14 protein-coding genes are annotated in these 18052 nt (G+C 67.9%); 9 read left to right on the top strand and 5 right to left on the bottom strand.

Annotation, left to right across the window (positions count from 1 at the left end):
* The first annotated feature begins 24 nt into the window (after positions 1–24).
* From C438_RS07165 to C438_RS07155, 3 genes are all read left to right on the top strand, one after another.
* Positions 25–756 (top strand): Sjogren's syndrome/scleroderma autoantigen 1 family protein, encoded by a 732-nt coding sequence (locus C438_RS07165; RefSeq protein ID WP_004968679.1) that lies wholly within the window; start codon positions 25–27, stop codon positions 754–756.
* A 221-nt stretch (positions 757–977) separates the two neighbouring features.
* Positions 978–1997 carry a tRNA-intron lyase gene (endA, locus tag C438_RS07160; protein ID WP_004968678.1) on the top strand — a complete coding sequence of 340 codons (1020 nt, stop codon included), beginning with the start codon at positions 978–980 and terminating at the stop codon, positions 1995–1997.
* Entirely contained in the window at positions 1994–3583 is a 1590-nt protein-coding gene (locus tag C438_RS07155) for a tryptophan--tRNA ligase (RefSeq protein WP_004968677.1), read from the top strand. The genes endA and C438_RS07155 overlap by 4 nt, the downstream gene beginning before the upstream one ends.
* Positions 3584–3700: 117 nt before the next feature.
* Here C438_RS07155 and C438_RS07150 read toward each other — a convergent pair whose 3' ends face one another.
* A complete protein-coding gene (locus C438_RS07150; RefSeq protein WP_004968676.1) occupies positions 3701–4732 on the bottom strand; it encodes an ornithine cyclodeaminase family protein in 1032 nt (343 codons plus the stop codon).
* A 91-nt stretch (positions 4733–4823) separates the two neighbouring features.
* Here C438_RS07150 and C438_RS07145 point away from each other — a divergent pair, with 91 nt between their 5' ends.
* Entirely contained in the window at positions 4824–6059 is a 1236-nt protein-coding gene (locus tag C438_RS07145; protein ID WP_004968675.1) for an NAD(P)/FAD-dependent oxidoreductase, read from the top strand.
* Positions 6060–6086: 27 nt separating this feature from the next.
* On the opposite strand, the gene C438_RS07140 is transcribed toward C438_RS07145, so the two are convergent.
* The gene (locus C438_RS07140; protein ID WP_004968674.1) at positions 6087–6377 is read right to left on the bottom strand and encodes a hypothetical protein; all 291 of its coding nucleotides are present in this window, start codon (positions 6375–6377) and stop codon (positions 6087–6089) included.
* 319 nt (positions 6378–6696) lie between these two features.
* On the opposite strand from C438_RS07140, the gene pheS reads away from it, so the two are divergent.
* From pheS to C438_RS07120, 4 genes are all read left to right on the top strand, one after another.
* Positions 6697–8196 carry a phenylalanine--tRNA ligase subunit alpha gene (gene pheS / locus C438_RS07135; protein ID WP_004968672.1) on the top strand — a complete coding sequence of 500 codons (1500 nt, stop codon included), beginning with the start codon at positions 6697–6699 and terminating at the stop codon, positions 8194–8196.
* A complete protein-coding gene (pheT, locus tag C438_RS07130; RefSeq protein ID WP_004968671.1) occupies positions 8196–9908 on the top strand; it encodes a phenylalanine--tRNA ligase subunit beta in 1713 nt (570 codons plus the stop codon). Before pheS ends, pheT begins: the two co-directional genes overlap by 1 nt.
* Positions 9909–10457: 549 nt before the next feature.
* Positions 10458–11663, top strand: a complete 1206-nt coding sequence (locus tag C438_RS07125) for a trans-sulfuration enzyme family protein (protein WP_049917849.1) — start codon at positions 10458–10460, stop codon at positions 11661–11663.
* A gap of 90 nt (positions 11664–11753) precedes the next feature.
* A complete protein-coding gene (locus tag C438_RS07120) occupies positions 11754–14366 on the top strand; it encodes a valine--tRNA ligase (RefSeq protein WP_004968668.1) in 2613 nt (870 codons plus the stop codon).
* 63 nt (positions 14367–14429) lie between these two features.
* On the opposite strand, the gene C438_RS07115 is transcribed toward C438_RS07120, so the two are convergent.
* The 3 genes from C438_RS07115 to C438_RS07105 form a co-directional block, all read right to left on the bottom strand.
* On the bottom strand, positions 14430–15794 hold the full coding sequence (locus tag C438_RS07115) for a DUF6498-containing protein (RefSeq protein ID WP_275039875.1): 1365 nt from the start codon (positions 15792–15794) through the stop codon (positions 14430–14432).
* Positions 15795–15888: 94 nt separating this feature from the next.
* A complete protein-coding gene (locus tag C438_RS07110; protein WP_004968665.1) occupies positions 15889–16944 on the bottom strand; it encodes a quinone-dependent dihydroorotate dehydrogenase in 1056 nt (351 codons plus the stop codon).
* A 60-nt stretch (positions 16945–17004) separates the two neighbouring features.
* Positions 17005–17202: a hypothetical protein gene (locus tag C438_RS07105; protein ID WP_004044784.1), complete on the bottom strand. Its 198-nt coding sequence runs from the start codon at positions 17200–17202 to the stop codon at positions 17005–17007.
* Between the two features lie 238 nt (positions 17203–17440).
* Here C438_RS07105 and C438_RS07100 point away from each other — a divergent pair, with 238 nt between their 5' ends.
* Positions 17441–17755, top strand: a complete 315-nt coding sequence (locus C438_RS07100) for a non-histone chromosomal MC1 family protein (protein WP_004968662.1) — start codon at positions 17441–17443, stop codon at positions 17753–17755.
* Positions 17756–18052: the final 297 nt, after the last annotated feature.

Raw genomic sequence — 18052 nt, 5'->3', positions numbered from 1 at the left:
CGGAACCAGCGACCACCCCGCCGCATGGATTCGATACGCGTCTTCGCCGGCGACTGCACCGTCAGCTTCGAAGGCTCCCGCGACCGCACCCAGCGCGGCCGGGTCGTCGTCGTGGCCAAGCCCGACAGAACCGTCCTCGTCCACGACGCCGGGGGCTACCAGCCCGTCGCGTGGCTGACCCGCGCCGACTCGCTGACCGTCGAGTCCGGGCCGGGGTCGTTCGGCCTCCTGGCCCGCGCGGGCGACCAGACCCTCACCGTCGAGTCGAACGACGTGACCGGCCGCGCCGAGTACCCCGCGAGCGACGCGGGCGTCCCGGTCGGCTCACATCCCGACACCGGCGACCCGCTCGTCAGGACGAACGGGTCCGTCGTCGCCCTCGACTCGGGGACCGAGTACCGCCTGCCGGCGGGTGCGACCGTCCTCGACGAGACCTGTGGCGACTGCGGCCTGCCGTTGATGCGCGTCGAGCGCGGCGCGTCGTTCGAGGTCTGTATCGACCGTCAGTGCGACCCGCTTGACGACCACGTCAAAGCTCGGCTCGACGGCGAGTGGTCGTGTCCGGACTGCGGGTCGCCGCTCCGAATCATCCGGCGGAGCGGTCGCCTGCTCGCCGGCTGTGACGCCTACCCCGAGTGCGAGACGGCCTTTTCGCTCCCCGCGGGCGTCGTCGTCGACGACTGCGACTGCGGCCTGCCCACGTTCGAGACGAGTCGCGGTCGGCGGTGTCTCGACTCGACCTGCGAGGGCCGATGAGCCGCGACGACCCGCGGCGGCACCGAGGTGAGGCCCCTCGGAGCCGAAACGAAGGGCGGCGGGCGTGGCCCCGTCGCTGGCGACACGGCCGGCCGAGCGGGGCGCATCCGCGGACGCGGCCGCGACGAGTAGACGGCGGTGGCGACCCGCCCGGTCGGTTCGCGCGCCGACCCGCCGCCCGCATCGCAGACCCTTTGTCGTCGCCGCGCCCCGATTCGGGTATGCAAGGACGCCTCGAAGACGGCGTCGTCCACCTCCCGGGCGACGCTCGACAGCGGTTCCACGACTCCCGCGGCTACGGGAGACCCACCGGCGGCGACGACTTGGAGGTCGCGCCCGTCGAGGCCGCCCACCTGCTCTCGCGGGACGACATCGACGGCGTGGACGGGATGGGCCTGCGCGAACTCCTCGCGCGCACCGGGACCACCCTCGACTTCGTCGTCTACAAAGACCTCCGCGACCGCGGGTTCTACCTCTCGCCCGCCCGCGAGGGCTGGCCCGGCGTCGACGACGCCGCGGGCGCTGACTTCCTCGTCTACCCCCGCGGAAAAGGCCCGTGGGACGGCGAAGTCGAACACCGCGTCCGCGTCGTCGGCGAGCGCGAGAGCATCCCCGTCTCGTCGCTCGGGGACGTGGTTCTCGCCATCGTCGACGAGGACGGCGACCTGACCTACTTCGACACCGAGGGCGACTCCCCCGAGGGAACGGCCGCGGAGGACCTCCCGACCGACCTCGACGCGGAGCTCCTCTCGGACCGCGCGCTCGTCTGGGACGGCGTCGACCGCCTCTACCAGCGCGGCTTCTTCGGCCAGCGCCTGTACGGCAGAAACGCCGACAGCGGCCCGCTCCAGCTGTCGCTCCTCGAAGCCGCCTACCTCGCCCGCGCAGACGCGCTCGCCATCGACGAGGCCGACGTGCTCTCCCGCGGCCGCGACGTGGAGGGCGACCGGTTCGACCGCCGACTCGCGGTGTACGCCGCGCTCCGGGGGGCAAACACCGTCCCCAAGAGCGGCTTCAAGTTCGGTTCCGACTTCCGCGTCTACACGGAGTTCGAGTCGGTGTCGGACCTCTCGCACTCCGAGTTCCTCGTGCGCGTGGTCGCGCCCGACCACACGTTCGTCCCGCGGGACCTCTCGCTCGACGTGCGCCTCGCCGGCGGTGTCCGCAAGCGAATGGTTTTTGCGCTGACCGACGACAACGGAGAGATAGACTGGCTTTCGGTCAGTCGGCTCACGCCATGACAGACGACGAACCCGCGGAGCGCATCCGCACCGATGGAGGCACAGCAGAGGGAGCAGATGACGTCGCCCTCGACCCGTGGGGCTCGTCGACCGTCTCCGACTACCGGAAGCTGTTCGAGGAGTTCGGCATCGAGGAGTTCGACGAGGTGCTCGACGAGGTGCCGAACCCGCACTACCTGATGCGCCGCGGCGTCATCTTCGGCCACCGCGACTACCGGCCGGTGCTCGACGCCATGCGAGACGGCGACGACTTCGCCGTCCTCTCGGGGTTCATGCCGACGGGCGACCCCCACATCGGCCACAAGCTCGTCTTCGACGAGATAATCTGGCATCAACAGCAGGGCGGCGACGCCTACGGCCTCATCGCGGACATGGAGGCCCACTCCGCCCGCGGCATCCCGTGGGACGAAATCAACGAGCACAGCCGCGACTACCTGCTGTCGCTCATCGCGCTCGGATTCGACCCCGAGGAGGGCGAACTCTACCGACAGTCCGACAACGACCGCCTCCAGCGGCTCGCGTTCGAACTCGGCGGGAAGGCCAACTTCTCGGAGTTCCAGTCCATCTACGGCTTCGACGGCGAGACCAACGTCTCGCACATGCAGTCTGTCGTCACGCAGATGGCCGACATCCTCTACCCGCAGTTGGACGACCCCAAGCCGACGGTCATCCCGGTCGGTCCCGACCAGGACCCCCACGTCCGGTTCGCCCGCGACCTCGCCACTCGGATGCGATTCTTCAAGGTGACAGAAGCGTTCGCGAGCTTCGAACTCGCCGACGCCGAGCGCCCGCTCGTCGCGGCCGCCCACGACGCCCGCGAGGCGTACGCCGAGGACGCCGACGTGCCGCGGTGCGGCGAGGCGGCCGAGTGGCTCGCCGACGCCGACCTCGACGCGGCCGGCGTGCTCGTCTCCGAGTCGGTCCGCGAGTCGGCGGTCGAGAAGCTCGAAAACGCCGGGATGGAACCGCTCCGCCCGCGGATTCGCTTCTTCGCCCGGCAGGCGACCGACGAGGCGTTCGAGGCGCTCATCGAGGACATCGAGGGCGAGAAACGCCGGTACGACCAGCACATCGACGCGTTCGACATGGGCGTCGACGAGGCCGAAGACCTCGCCCGCGAGGTCGAGGCCCACCACGGCGGCTACGGCTTCATCCCGCCGTCCTCTATCTACCACCGCTTCATGACCGGCCTCACCGGCGGCAAGATGTCGTCGTCGATTCCGGCGAGCCACATCTCGCTTCTCGACGCGCCCGAGGAGGGCTACGACAAGGTGAAGTCGGCGACGACCGGCGGCCGCGACACCGCCGAAGAACAGCGCGAACTCGGCGGCGAGGCCGACAAGTGTCCGGTGTACGAGCTGTACGCCTACCTGCTGACGGGCGACGACGACGAACTCGCCAAGGAGGTCTACGACGAGTGCGTCGGCGGCGAGCGCCTCTGCGGCGGCTGTAAGGAGCAGGCGGCGACGATGATGCGGGAGTTCCTCGAAGACCACCACGAAAAACGCGAGGAGGCCGAGGAAATCCTCGACTCGCTGGACATCGACTTAGAGACCGAGCGGCGCGGCGTTGCCGCCGAACATTAGTGAGGCGGCAGTTCGTGGCGGCTGAAAGACGACACGGCGTTGCCGCCGAGCACTAGCGGCGGCCGCCGCCCCCGCCCCCGCCCCCGACTGCGACCGCACCCGCGGCCGCACGACCGCTCACAACCCCACTTCTTCTCCGACGCCGCGCGCGCTCGACTTCTCGTAGAGGTACTCGGCGGCCGCGGCGTCGAGCACCGCCGACCCGACGCTCTCGACGACCAGAATCTCGTCGGCGTCGTCGCGGCCGGCGTCGCCCTCGAAGACGGCCGAGAGCGGAATCAGGTCGGACTCGTCGAGGTCGGCCCCGCGCACGTCGCCAATCTCGGCGACCTCCTCGGGCACGTCGGCGAACACCCGCGCGGCCCGCTCGAACGTCTCGGCGTCGAGTTCCCGCATCTCGGGCGTGTAAGCACCGACGGCGACGACGAGCGTTCCGGGGGCGAGCCACGAGCCGTCGAACACCGGCGTCTCGCTGGTCGTCGCGGTGACGACGACGTTCGCGCCGGCGACGGCCGCCTCGGGGGAATCGACGGCCTCGGCGGGGAGGCCGTCCTCGCGGAGGTCGGCGGCGCACGCCTCGCGGGAGTCGCTGGGGGAGTAGACCGCGACCGACTCGACCGCGGAGCCGACGGCGATGGCGCGGCTCTGCCAGCGGGCCTGCGCGCCCGCGCCGAGGACGCCGAGCCGAATCGGGTCGGCCGCGAGGTACTCCGCGGCGAGGCCGCCGATACAGCCCGTCCGGGCGCTGGTGACCGTGGTCCCGTCGAGGAGCGCGAGCGGGAGGCCGGTCGTCGCGTCGGTGAGGGCGACCTGCGCGTTCACCGTCGGGAGGCCGCGGGCGGCGTTCTCCGGGTGGACGGCGGCGAGCTTCGTCGCGTACACCTCGCGGCCGTGGATGTACGCCGGCATGGTGAGGCCGGTGCCGAGCGGGCCGTCCCGCTCTATCGGTTCCTCTCCCGAGCCTGTGACTCCCTCGCCGCCGGTCCCGTCCCGAACCCTGTCGATGTCGATGCCGACCGGAAAGTGCGGTCGCGGGGGGCGTTCGACCTCGCCGCGGCCCTGCTTGACGAACGCCTCCTCGACGACCGGAAACAGCTCCGCGAGCGAGAGTAACTCGCCGACAGCGTCAGCGGAGAGAATACGGACCATACCCTGACTACTCTCCGCGGCCGCGTGAAAACATTGTTCCTCGACAGTATGTGACAGACACACTCATGTCGGTGGCGAATCAGACGAGACCATGCACGTCCTCATCGTCGGCGGCGGGGTCGTCGGACTCGCCTGCGCCCACGCGCTGGCCGGCCGCGGTGCCGAGGTCACCGTCTGCGAGGCGGGGACGCTCGGCGGCGGCAGTACGGGTCGCGCGGCGGGCGGCATCCGAACGCAGTTCTCGACGCGCGTGAACGTCGAACTCTCGCTCGCCAGCGTCCCCGTCTGGGAGTCGTTCGCGGACGACTTCGGCGTCGATATCGACTACCGGCGCTCCGGCTACCTCTTTCTCGCCCGGACCGAGGAGACCGCCGCGGCGTTCCGGGAGAACGTCGCCATGCAGACCGAGGCCGGTGCGCCGAGTCGCGTCCTCTCGCCCGCGGAGGCCGCCGAGTACCTCCCGGAACTCCGAACCGAGTCGTTCGTCGCGGCGACGTTCTCGGCCGCGGACGGCGTCGCCGACCCGCATTCCGCGGTACAGGGCTACGCGGACGCGGCCCGCGCCGCCGGCGTCGATATCCGGACGAAGACGCCGGTGACCGACCTCGCTCGCGTCGGCGACGGCGGCTCCGACGGCGGCTCCGACGGCGGTTCCGACGACGATAGTTCCGACGACGGCTCGGCCGATGCGGTGGCCACTCCCGACGCCGGCGGCTGGCGCGCCGAGACGCCGGACGGTTCTATCGACGCCGACGCCGTGGTCGTCGCGGCGGGCGCGTGGTCCGGCCGGGTCGCTTCGCTCGCCGGCGTCGACCTCCCAATCGCGCCGCGCCGCCGGCAGATAGCCGTCGTGGAGCCCGAGGGGGACCTCCCCGCGGACGCCCCGCTCACCATCGACCTCGACACGGGGGCGTACTTCCGCCCGGAGCGGGAGGGGACCGCCGTCGTCGGCGGGCACTTCTCGGAGACGGACCCCGACGTGGACCCCGACCGATTCGACGAGTCGATGGACGTGGAGTGGGCGGTCGAGGCGACCGAGCGGGCCGACGACGCCGCGGCCTACTTCGGCCCGGAGACGCGGATTCGAAATGGCTGGGCCGGGCTGTACGCCGTGACGCCCGACCACCACGCGATTCTGGACGCAGTGGAACCCGGCCTCGTCGTCGCCGCCGGCTTCTCGGGCCACGGCTTCCAGCACGCGCCCGCGACCGGCGAGGCCGTCGCCGACCTGTGTCTCGGCGAGGACGCCTGCGAGGTGGACGTGTCGGCGCTGTCGCTCGACCGGTTCGAGTCGGGCGAGACGCTCCGCGAGCGGAACGTGGCCTGAGAGGGACCGAGAGAAGCCGCCGCCGCGTTACGCGCTCATGTCGACCACGGCGCGGAGTTCGCCGAGTTCGCGGACGGGGTCGGCCACGTCGCGCGACGCGAGGACGCGAAAGCCGGTGTCGCCCGCGCGCTCGCCCTCGCCTCTGTCTTCGACGACGCGGTAGGTCAGTTCGCCGTCGTCGAACTCGTAGGGCGGCGCGGCCCGGACGAGGACGGCCTCGACGTCGTCTCTGTCGTCCGGGCGGTGCGGGGGTTTGACGATGAGCGACGCCTCGTGGCCGAGGCGAATCGCCGAGAGGGTCGCGTCTAGGTCTCGCATTCGTCTTCGCCGTCTCTCCGTCGGCCGGTACCAAGAACGTATCTGCGCTCGGATTGACTCGGCGTGGACGCGCAACGTTTTTACTCGGCACTCACAATCGGTCGGATATGGCATCCGAACCCAAACGCGGGGCGCGAGCGAGCGAACCGACCACCGACGGGTTCGGATTTTTCTTTCTGACCGCCTGAGGTCGGCGGACTCCGGCCGGGCGTCACCGCGCCCGCCGGACGAAACCGACCCCGCCGGTCAGCCCCGCCAGCGCGGCGAGGCTTCGAAACTGCTAACCGACCACCAGACGGCTAACGCCACAACGAACCAGATGCGACTTCCGGAATCACAGGTCGCGGTGTTGAACGCCGCGAGCGCCACGGACGAACGAACGATTGCACAGCTCGCGGAGGCGACGGACCAGAAGCCCGAGACGGTCACGGGCGCGGTCTTCGACCTCCGCGATGAGGGACTCGTCTCGGTCACCGAGACCACAGAGGAGTCCGTCGAACTGACAGACGAGGGCGTCGAGTACGCCGGTGAGGGCCTCCCCGAGGTGCGTCTCTACCGCGCCGCGCTCGACGCGGGCGACGGCGACGCGGTCCCGATGGGACAGGTCATCGGCGCGTCCTCCCTCGGCGGCCCGCAGGTCGATATCGCGCTGTCGAACTTCGCGCGCAAGGGCTACGGACACATCGACTCGGGCGAACTCGCGCCCGACGCGGACGCCGACCCCGACGCCGACGAGGAGGCCGCCGCGCTCGCGGCCCTCGAATTGGGCGAGTCCGTCGACGGCGACGTGCTCGACCAGCTCGAATCGCGGAACCTCGTGGTCCGCCACGAGCGCACCATCCGCGCGGTCACCCTCACCGACGAGGGCGTCACGGCGCTGATGGAGGGCGTCGAGGCGGCGGAGACGGTCGACCGCCTCACCCCCGAGATGCTCACCTCCGGCGAGTGGGAGGACGTCGAGTTCACGGAGTACAACGTCGAGGCCGACGCGCCCGAGGCGCGCGGCGGCAAAAAGCACATCCTCCGGCAGACCGCCGACCGCGTGAAGGACGTGCTCACCGGCATGGGCTTCGCCGAGATGGAGGGCCCGCACGCCGACGCGGACTTCTGGATTAACGACTGCCTGTTCATGCCACAGGACCACCCGGCGCGCACCCACTGGGACCGCTTCGCCCTCGACGTGCCGCCGATGGAGGACATCCCCGAGGACCTCATCGACAACGTCCGAGACGCCCACCTCAACGGCGTCGGCGAGGACGGCGACGGCTACCACTCGCCGTGGTCCGAGGACTTCGCGCGGGCCATCGCGCTCCGCGGCCACACCACGTCGCTGTCGATGCGCTATCTCTCCGGTCACGAGGTCGGGGAGTTAGAGCCGCCGCAACGGTACTTCTCGGTCGAGAAGGTGTACCGCAACGACACGCTCGACCCGACGCACCTCCTGGAGTTCTACCAGATCGAGGGCTGGGTGATGGCCGAGGACCTCTCGGTGCGCGACCTGATGGGCACCTTCGAGGAGTTCTACTCGCACTTCGGCATCACGGACATCCAGTTCAAGCCGCACTACAACCCCTACACGGAGCCGTCGTTCGAGCTGTTCGGCCGACACCCAGAGACGGGCGAACTCATCGAGATAGGGAATTCGGGGATGTTCCGCGAAGAGGTGCTTCGCCCCCTCGGCGTCGAGTGCGACGTGATGGCGTGGGGCCTCGCCTTAGAGCGCCTGCTGATGCTCATGTACGGCTTCGACGACATCCGCGACGTGCACGGAACGATGTGTGACCTCGACCTGCTCCGCGAGACGGAGGTGCTCAAGTAATGCCCGTAGTCGACGTTCAACCCGACGAACTGCGCCGCCTGACCGGCCACGAAGACAAGTCCGACGAGGAGTTCAAAGACGACCTGTTCGCGCTCGGACTGGAGTTCGAGGGCGTCACCGACGACGGGGCGTTCCAACTCGAGTTCGGCCCCGACCGCCTCGACCGCCTGTCGGTCGAGGGCGTCGCCCGCTCGCTTCGCTACCAGTACGGCGACGCCCGCGGCGTCTCCGTGCCGAACACGAACGACCCCGACTGGACCTTCGTCGTCGACGACGACGTGCCAGACGAGCGCCCCTACGTCACGGGTGCGGTCGTCCGCGGGGTCGATTTGGACGACGCGGCGCTCGACTCGCTCATCCAGTTGCAGGAGAAGCTCCACGCGACGATGGGCCGAAAGCGCGCCAAGGGAGCCATCGGCATCCACGACCTGACGATGCTGAAAGGCGACGTGCTCTCGGAGAACGCCTCCGGCAACTCCATCACGTACACGGGTATCGAACCCGACGGCGACACGTTCGTCGCGCTCGACTCCAACGACGAACTCACGCCCGCCGAGGTGCTCGAACAGCACGCGACGGGCCGGAAGTACGCCGACCTCGTGAGCGAGTACGACCGCTACCCGGCCATCTACGACGAAATCGGCCTGTTCTCGTTCCCGCCGGTCATCAACGGCCGCCGGACCGAGGTCTCGACGGACTCCCGCGACCTGCTCGTCGAACTCACCGGCACCGACCAGTGGACCATCGACCGGATGTGCAACATCATCTGCTACGCGCTGGCCGCTCGCGGGGCGACCATCGAGGACGTCGAGGTCCAGTACGAGACGGGCACCGTCACGAAGCCCGACTTCGAAGTCGAGACGAAACACGTCTCTCACGACCGCATCGAGACGGTCCTCGGCGTCGAGTTGGAGCTGGACGAGGTCATCGACCTGTTCGAGCGCTCCGGCCTCGACGCGAACGCCGAACTGGGCGAAGAAACCGTCTACGAGGTCTCGATTCCGCCGTACCGCGTGGACGTGCTCCACCCCCTCGACCTCGTTGACGACGTGGGCCGCGCCTACGGCTTCAACGACCTCGAACCGCGCTACCCCGACGTGGGGACGGTCGGCCAGCGCCACGAGCGCTCCCGACTCGAAGACGCGGTCCGCACCTCGCTCGTCGGCCTCGGCTTCGAGGACCTGCTCAACTTCCACATGATTTCGGAGGGCGAGAACTACGAGCGCATGGACGTCGAGGTCGGTTCCGAGTATCTCGGCGGCGGCGAGCCCGCCTCCATCACCGAACCGTACAGCGAGGACTACACCATGCTTCGGACGTGGGTGCTCCCCTCGCTGACGATGGTGCTGGAGAACAACACCCACCGGGCGTACCCGCAGGACCTCGCGGAAATCGGCCACGTGGCCCACCGCGACGACGACGAGAACACCCGGGTCGCCGAGGCCCGCCACGTCGCGGCCGTCCTCGCGCGCCACGACGCGACCTACGAGGACGCGAAGGCCCGCCTCGCGGCGCTCTGCCGCGACTTCGACGTTGAACTGGAGACGCCCGCGACCGATCACCCGTCGTTCATCGACGGCCGCACCGCCGCGGTCGTCATCGACGGCGAGGAAGTCGGCGTCGTCGGCGAACTCCATCCGAAGGTCATCGTCGACCACGACCTCGAACTGCCGGTCGCGGCGTTCGAGTTCGACCTGTCGTCGCTGGCGTAGACTTCGGGCGGTGGTTTTTGGTCCAGATTTTTGCGCGACGAGCGGTGCGAGTCGGGGAAAAAGGTGGGAGATTCGACCTGTCGTCGCTGGCGTAGGGTTTCGGACGGTTATCTCTGAGTAGAATTCGTGCTCGAAGTCACGACTCTCGTGTCGTTTACCGCAGAAGGCACCCGGAAGCAAATCGGAGCATCTATGGCTTAATTTCCAACCGCATCGGTCGGTGCCTTCGGAGGCAAAGCCTCCACTTACTGAGTATGCCAACTTCGTATAAAAAGAATCGGGGGACCGCACTTCATCGTGGGGTCGTCGCCGGCGAGGTCACCGCCCATCGTCAGCCGCCACAGATTCTCTCGGGCGAGCGGCGCGAGTCGCTGAAGAAGGCAGGGACATCAATTGTCGGCGTTGACACAAGAGTCGGGGCAGATTTTTGAGGGTCCACGAACCGAATCCGGATAACTACGGGTAATTTCACACCAGAAGTAATTCTTTTCGTGCATTTGGTCAGAACGCGATAGAAACCTTTAGGACGCGAGTCGCCGGATTTCTTGTATGAACGATAATGATGTACGTCGCGAGACGCTGGCGGTGACCCACGGCGAACGCGGGCAGGGTCCGGCCCCGGGCGTCGAGGACGTCGTCGTTCCGGTTCACCTCTCTTCGACCTACGCGGTGCCGAGCATCGACCCCGACGCGGACTTGGAGACGCTCGACCCCGACGCGGGCGAGTACCTCTACTCGCGGCTGTCGAACCCGACGCGGAACGCGCTGGAACACCGGCTCGCGGCGCTCGAAGGCGCGGACCACGCGCTGGCGTTCGTCTCCGGCACGGCGGCCATCGCGGCGACGATGACCGCGGTGGTCCGGCCGGGCGACCACATCGTCGCGTTCGAGGACCTCTACGGCGGGACGAAGACGATGCTCAACCGGCTGTTCGCCGACCGACTGAACGTGGACGTGTCGTTCGTCGACGCCACCGACCCCGACAACGTCGCGGCCGCGATGCGCGAGGAGACGGCGCTCGTCTGGATGGAGACGCCGACGAACCCGCTCATGCACCTCTGCGACATCGAGGCCATCGCGGCCGTCGCCGACGAGGGCGACGCGGTCTTCGGCGTTGACAACACCTTCCTCAGCCCGCAGTTCCAGAACCCGCTTTCGCTCGGGGCCGACGTGGTCGTCCACAGCACCACGAAGTACCTCAACGGCCACTCCGACTCCATCGGCGGCGCGGTCGTCACCGACCGCGAGGACGTACTGGAGGAGATTACCTTCCTCCAGCGCGTCGGCATGGGGTCGATGCTCTCGCCGTTCGACTCCTATCTGACGCTCCGTGGCATCAAGACGCTCCCGCTACGGATGCGCCAGCACGAGGCCAACGCGATGGAAATCGCCGAGTTCCTCGACTCCCACGAGGCCGTGACGCGGGTGCTGTATCCGGGGTTGGAGTCCCATCCGCAACACGACCTCGCGGCCCGTCAGCAGTCGGGCTTCGGCGGCGTGCTGTCGTTCGAACTCGACACCGACCTCGACGGGACCGCCGAGTTCCTCGGCGAACTCCGGGAGTTCCCGCTGGCGGTCAGCCTCGGCGGCGTCGAGAGCCTCATCGAGCACCCGGCGACGATGACCCACTCGCCGCTCTCGCAGACCGAACGCGACGCGCTCGGCATCTCGGACTCGCTGTTGCGGCTGTCGGTGGGCGTCGAGCACGTCGACGACCTGCGTTCGGACCTCGCGTCGGCGCTTTCTGTGCTGTAGGTAGTCACGGCTCTCGCGCCCGAATTCCGTTCCCTCGGGCACTTAACCGAGGCGTTTAACAGTCCGCCCGGCTGTAGGTACGCCAACGCAATGCCGAGCGGAGAATACGATCCGGAAACCGTCGAGGCGAAGTGGCAAGAGAGGTGGGTCGACGAAGACCTGTACGCGTACCCGGAGCGTGCGGTAGACCCCGACACCGTCTTCTCTATCGACTCACCGCCGCCGACGGTGTCCGGAAGCTTGCATTGGGGCCACGTCTACGGCTTCACCCTCCAGGACTTCGTCGCCCGGTTCAACCGGATGCGCGGCGACGAGGTCTACTTCCCGTTCGGCTACGACGACAACGGCATCGCCTCGGAGCTCCTGACCGAGGACGAACTCGGCATCAAACACCAGGACTACGAGCGACGCGAGTTCCAGAAGCTCTGCCGCGAGGTCACCGCGGAGTACGAAGGCGAGTTCACGGAGAAGATGCAGAACCTCGGCATCTCAATCGACTGGGACCAGACGTACCAGACTATTTCGCCCGAGGTCCAGCGCGTCTCTCAGCTCTCTTTCGTCGACCTCTACGACAAGGGCCGGCAGTACCGCCAGCGCGCGCCCGCCATCTGGTGTCCCGAGTGTGAGACCGCCATCTCGCAGGTCGAGACCGAAGACGACGAGCAGGCCTCGCACTTCCACGACATCGAGTTCGGCGTGGCCGATTCCGAGGAGTCGTTCGTCATCTCCACGACGCGACCCGAACTGCTCCCCGCCTGCGTCGCCGTCTTCGTCCACCCGGACGACGACGACAACGCGCACCTCGTCGGGCAGGAAGCCGAGGTCCCGCTGTTCGGTCAGCGGGTGCCCATCCTCGAAGACGAGCGCGTCGACCTCGAAACGGGGACGGGCCTCGTCATGTGCTGTACCTTCGGCGACCAGACGGACATCGAGTGGTATCAGGCCCACGACCTGCCGCTCCGCGTCGCCATCGACGAGTCCGGCACGATGACCGAGGAGGCCGACGACTACGCCGGGCTCTCCGCCGACGAGGCGCGGGAGGCCATCGTCTCCGACCTCGACGACGCCGGGGCGCTCCTCGACAAGCGCGCCATCACGCACACGGTCAACGTCCACGAGCGGTGCGGCACGAGCGTCGAGTTCCTCGTCAAAGACCAGTGGTACATCAAACTGCTCGACAAGCGCGAGGAGTACCTCGAAGCCGGCGAGCAGATGGACTGGTACCCCGAGAAGATGTTCACGCGGTACAAAAACTGGATAGAAGGCCTCCAGTGGGACTGGGCCATCTCCCGACAGCGCTCCTCGGGGATTCCGTTCCCCGTCTGGTACTGCGAGGACTGCGAGCACGTCGTCGTCGCCGACCGCGAGGACCTGCCGGTCGACCCGCTCTCGGACGACCCGCCGGTCGACGCCTGTCCCGAGTGCGGCCACGACGAGTTCGCCGCCGAGGACGACGTGTTCGACACGTGGGCGACCTCGTCGCTCACGCCGCTCATCAACGGCGGCTGGGACTGGAACCCCGAGACGGAGGCGATGGAACTCGACCGGCCCGAACTCTACCCGTTCGACATGCGCCCGCAGGGCCACGACATCATCTCCTTTTGGCTGTTCCACACGGTCGTCAAGTGCTACGAGCACACCGGCGAGGTCCCGTTCGACAGCGTGATGATAAACGGGATGGTCCTCGACGAGAACCGCGAGAAGATGTCGAAGTCCGTCGGTAACGTCGTCTCGCCCGACGAGGTCTTAGAGAAGTTCCCGGTCGACGCCGCCCGCTACTGGGCCGCCGGGAGCGCCGTCGGCGACGACCTGCCGTATCAGGAGAAGGGTCTCGTCGCGGGCGAGAAGCTCATGCGGAAGCTCTGGAACGCCTCGAAGCTCGTCGAGAGCCTCACCGAGGACGCGCCCGCCGAGTTCGACCACGACGACCTGAAGGCCATCGACCGCTGGCTTCTGGCCTCGCTCGACCGCGAGCTCGGGTTCGTCACGGAGAAACTGGAGAACCGCGAGTTCTCGAAGGCGCGCGACCGCCTGCGGAGTTTCTTCTGGCACACGTTCTGCGACGACTACCTCGAAATCGCCAAACAGCGCGTCCGCGAGGGCGACGACCCCTCGGCGGCGTACACGCTCCAGACCGCCCACAAGCGGTTCCTGACCTGCTTCGCGCCCATCCTCGCGCACGTCACGGAGGAGCTGTGGCGCGACATGTACGACGAGGCGAGCGTCCACGACCAGTCGTGGCCCGAACCGCTCGGCCTCGACGCCGACGTCGCGGCCGGCGAGACGGCGATGGCCGTCGTCGGCGCGCTCCGGAAGTACAAAAGCGACAACCAGCTCTCGATGAACGCCCCGGTCGACCTCGTACAGGTGTACGGCGACATCCACGGCTTCGAGGAGGACGTGAGCGGCGTCATGCACATCGAGGAGCTCGAACTGCTCGACGAGGAGCCCGAAATCGAGTCGGTCGTCACCGGCGTCGACCTCGACTACTCGCTCGTCGGCCCCGAGTACGGCGCGCAGGTCCCGGACATCGAGGCCGCCCTCGAAAACGACGACTACGAGGTCGAAGACGGCGTGATGCACGTCGCGGGCGTCGAACTCGACCCCGAGATGTTCACCATCGAGGAGTCCCGCGAGTACGTCGGCGACGGCGACATGCTCGAAGCCGGCGACGCCATCGTCATCGTCCAGCACGCCGACTGAGGCGGCCGCCCGGTCGCTTTCGTTCGCGTTCTTTTCTCGGTATTCGGTCGCCCAGCCCGCGGCTCAGCCGTTGCGGCTCGGCACTGGTGTCTCGCTCCCGGCCTCGGTCCCAGCTTCCGTCTCGGTCTCCGGCGCAGTTTCAGCCTCGGTCTCCGGCGCAGTTTCAGCCTCGGTCTCACCGCCGCCGTCGAAGGCGGCCAGCATCGCGGCCGCGTCTTCGACGTGGGGAACCGTCATCGGGTGGTTCGCGTTCGCGTCGTCGTCGCGAACCTCCTCGGGGTCGGGGACGGTGAGTTGCACGTCCGGACTCGTGTCCACGCCGGTCTCGAACCGCACCGTCTCCGTGCCGAACAGACGGTCGACGGCGTCTGTGGACACGCTGACGTCGGTGACCGCGTCGCGTTCGAGGCGGGCTTGGGGTTCGTCCAACAGCGCGTCGTGGACGACGAGTACGTCACCGTAGCTCCGGAACTCGACGGGACCGGAGGCCAGATAGCGCGAGGCTCCCCGGAGGGTCCCGAACGCGGCGGCGAGGGCGAGCGGTGCGAGCGCGAACGCCCACGCGCCGAAGAAGACGAGCGCGGCGGCGACGCCGTAGCACCACAGCACGCCGCTGGTGACCGTGTACCGGAGGCTTTGGTAGGCCGCATCGGTGATGGCGACCGCGCGGGCGGGCGTGGTTCGATAGGTCGGCGCTCTTTTCGGCTCCTCGACCGGAACCGGTTCTATCTCGGTCTCCTCGCTCCCGTAGAGGCGGTAGAAGACGCCCCGCTTTTCGCTCCGTTCGAGTTGGAGCGCGCGGAGGTCGTAGAGGAGTTTCAGGCCGACGAGGACCACGAGGAACACGTCGTTTTCGAGTTCGACGGCGAACGGGCCGAAGACGAACATCAGCAGTCCGACGGCGAACAGGAGCTTGAACGGGGGAAGCAACACCGACCGCGCGGAGTGGTCGCGGTAGCCGCCCGCCGCGAAGTAGCTGGTGAGCGTTTCGACGCCCCGTCCGACGAACACGCCCACGCCGCCCAGCAGGATTTGCCCGGCGACTTCGTCGGTGACGACCGGGTCGGTCAGGCCGAACGCGACGAAGGCGACGGCGAGTTCGAGCGGGACGAGCAGGAACGCCGCGATGAGGAGCGTCGGGACGTTCCGCGGGTAGCACTCCGGGAGGGGACCGGAGAGCGAAACCGACCCTCGCTTGGCCTGCAACGGGCCGAACAGCCGGTCATCGTCGCCGATGGTGTTGTTGGGGCGCTTGGCCGCGAAGGGTATCTTCACGAGCGTCCAGCACAGCACGGCGGCGATTTCGGCGACGAACACGCCGAAGAGCGCGGCCGGTGCCCAACCGAGGAACAGGACGCCGACCGGCGCGACGGCGTTCGAGACGAGGACCGCGAGCACGCCGGAGTCACGAGTAGAGGGCGGGCGCACGCCTTGTCAAGTGATTGGCCGAAAAATCAGTCTTCGGTTCGACACCGATACGCGGGCGGTCGGTTATCGCGGTGAGTGGTCGTCGCGGGCGACGCTACAGCCCCGACCCGACGGCGTCGGCCACGTCGTCGAAGCCGTCGCGGTCGAGCAGGTCGAGGAGGCCGCGGTTGATGTCGCGGGAGATGGACGGGCCCTCGTACACCATGCCCGTGTAGAGCTGGACCATCTCGGCCCCGGCGCGAATCTTCCGGTAGGCGCTTTCGGCGTCCGAGACGCCGCCGACGCCCACGACGGGCACGTCGGTCCGCTCGGCGATGAAGCGAATCATGTTGGTTGCCTCGGCCTCGATGGGCTTGCCGGAGAGGCCGCCGCGCTCGGCGCGGTTCGGGTTCCGCAAGGTGTCGGGCCGCGAGGTGGTCGTGTTGCTGGCGATGATGCCGTCGAGCCCGAGGTCGTCGACGACTTCGAGCGCGTCCTCCACGGCGGGGTCCGGGAGGTCCGGGGAGAGTTTCACGAGAAGCGGGTCGGCACCGGCGTCGACGAGCGTCCCGAGAATCGCTTCGAGGGAGTCGCGGTTCTGCAGGTCGCGGAAGCCCTCGCTGTTGGGACACGAGACGTTGACGACGAAGTAGTCCGCGCCGTCGGCGACGCGCTCGTAGGTGTAGCGGTAGTCCGCTGGGGCCTCCTCGGCGGGCGTCACCTCCGAGAGCGCGAGGTTGACGCCGACCGGGATGTCCGGGTGCGGTCCGGCGGCGAGGCGCTCTCCGACCGCGTCCGCGCCCTCGTTGTTGAGGCCCATGCGGTTGATGAGCGCCTCGTCTTCCGGGAGGCGGAACATGCGCGGCCGCGGGTTTCCGGGCTGGGGCTCCGCGGTGACGCCGCCGACCTCGACGTGACCGAAGCCGAGCGCCGAGAGGACGGTCGGTATCTCGGCGTTCTTGTCGAACCCGGCGGCGACGCCGACCGGGTTCGGGAAGTCGAGGCCGAACGCGCGCGTGGCGAGCCGGGGGTCCTCGACGCGGTAGCGCCGCTCCAAGAGCGGTTCGACGGGCGTGCCGCGAGCGGCCGCGAGCAGTCCGTGGATGGTCCGGTGAGCGGTCTCGGGTGGGAGCGAAAACAGGAGCGGCTTGGCGAGTCGGTAGGGATTCATTGCTGTCTGTCGGGCCTTCCGCTGGGGGTGAGTCGGTTCGAGACGATGCGGGTCACGCGCTTAGAAGTCGTGTTCGACCTGGTCTGGGTCCGCTTTCTGGATGATGATTTTGCCGTCCCGCACGCGGACGAACACCTCGTCGCCGATCTCCATCCCGGCGACCGCGAGTTCGTCTTCGTGGAGGTTGACGTGGACGTTGTGGTACTCGCCGTTCTCGTCTTTGGCGCCACTCGGACTGAGCTTCTTTTTCCGGACCATCTGGGGGTCTATCCGTTGGTTCGCCGCAGGGAATACATAAGTGTTGTCTCCGTCTCCCCGTGGAGTGGTGATTTTCGCCGCAACCGGACCGTCTCGCAGGGAAACCCGTCGCGACTTCGGTGAGGGTTGGCACCCCGACAAATCGGTCGAGTTTATAAGCAACACGGCGTCGTCGGTCGAAATTCGTCGATATATTTATCATGTGCCATGTGGTTCATTGGCATAGAGGTGGAAAATCATGGTACGCGAGGACGGTAAGCGAAACTTCGTGCTCCGAGAGGAGGACGGTACAGAGACGAGTGTGTTTTCGGGCAGTATGCCGAGGCAAGCGGCGCTCAAGGCGGCCCGACGACTCGACCCCGCCGGGTCCGAGGACGAGGCGAAGTCGGACGCGGTCGAGATTCGACTCCGCGAGAAGGGGACCGACAAGGTCCACATCTTCGATGCGTGGGCGTGGAACAGCAGTGCCCCCGAGGACAAGCCCGGCTGGATGGAGGGGAAAATCACCAAGGGGAACGTCTCAAAGAGGGGTATCGAGCACCTCGACGAGTAGCGCGACCGGCGCCATGCGCCATTATTCTCAGCGTGCGTACGCACGCGTAGCACTACGGGTCGTAGAGCAGTCGATACGCCTTTCAAACAGCGCCACCAGCGTCTGCTTGCGCGACCGACACCCGGTCAGACCGAACGTACGACGCGCGGGATGACCGACCGGCCTCCAGTCGCGCGATACCTGTTCCTCCGAGAGTCATCGTTCATCGCCGACAGTCTGTCATCATCTTATGAGTAATCCCGCCATGAAACCGCATGACGAAGCGCCATCGGTTCGACGGTCTTTTATGTAACCGTG

It is taken from the genome of Haloferax denitrificans ATCC 35960, assembly GCF_000337795.1.
Taxonomy (GTDB): Archaea; Halobacteriota; Halobacteria; order Halobacteriales; family Haloferacaceae; genus Haloferax; species Haloferax denitrificans.
Note: the sequence above shows the minus strand (reverse complement) of the source record. Positions and strands in the feature narration are given on the sequence as shown.

Excerpts from the sequence above, each read along its gene's own strand:
- C438_RS07165 (WP_004968679.1), top strand. The coding sequence starts at position 25 with ATGGATTCGATACGCGTCTTCGCCGGCGACTGCACCGTCAGCTTCGAA.
- endA (WP_004968678.1), top strand. The coding sequence starts at position 978 with ATGCAAGGACGCCTCGAAGACGGCGTCGTCCACCTCCCGGGCGACGCT.
- C438_RS07155 (WP_004968677.1), top strand. The coding sequence starts at position 1,994 with ATGACAGACGACGAACCCGCGGAGCGCATCCGCACCGATGGAGGCACA.
- C438_RS07150 (WP_004968676.1), bottom strand. The coding sequence starts at position 4,732 with ATGGTCCGTATTCTCTCCGCTGACGCTGTCGGCGAGTTACTCTCGCTC.
- C438_RS07145 (WP_004968675.1), top strand. The coding sequence starts at position 4,824 with ATGCACGTCCTCATCGTCGGCGGCGGGGTCGTCGGACTCGCCTGCGCC.
- C438_RS07140 (WP_004968674.1), bottom strand. The coding sequence starts at position 6,377 with ATGCGAGACCTAGACGCGACCCTCTCGGCGATTCGCCTCGGCCACGAG.
- pheS (WP_004968672.1), top strand. The coding sequence starts at position 6,697 with ATGCGACTTCCGGAATCACAGGTCGCGGTGTTGAACGCCGCGAGCGCC.
- pheT (WP_004968671.1), top strand. The coding sequence starts at position 8,196 with ATGCCCGTAGTCGACGTTCAACCCGACGAACTGCGCCGCCTGACCGGC.
- C438_RS07125 (WP_049917849.1), top strand. The coding sequence starts at position 10,458 with ATGAACGATAATGATGTACGTCGCGAGACGCTGGCGGTGACCCACGGC.
- C438_RS07120 (WP_004968668.1), top strand. The coding sequence starts at position 11,754 with ATGCCGAGCGGAGAATACGATCCGGAAACCGTCGAGGCGAAGTGGCAA.
- C438_RS07110 (WP_004968665.1), bottom strand. The coding sequence starts at position 16,944 with ATGAATCCCTACCGACTCGCCAAGCCGCTCCTGTTTTCGCTCCCACCC.
- C438_RS07105 (WP_004044784.1), bottom strand. The coding sequence starts at position 17,202 with ATGGTCCGGAAAAAGAAGCTCAGTCCGAGTGGCGCCAAAGACGAGAAC.
- C438_RS07100 (WP_004968662.1), top strand. The coding sequence starts at position 17,441 with ATGGTACGCGAGGACGGTAAGCGAAACTTCGTGCTCCGAGAGGAGGAC.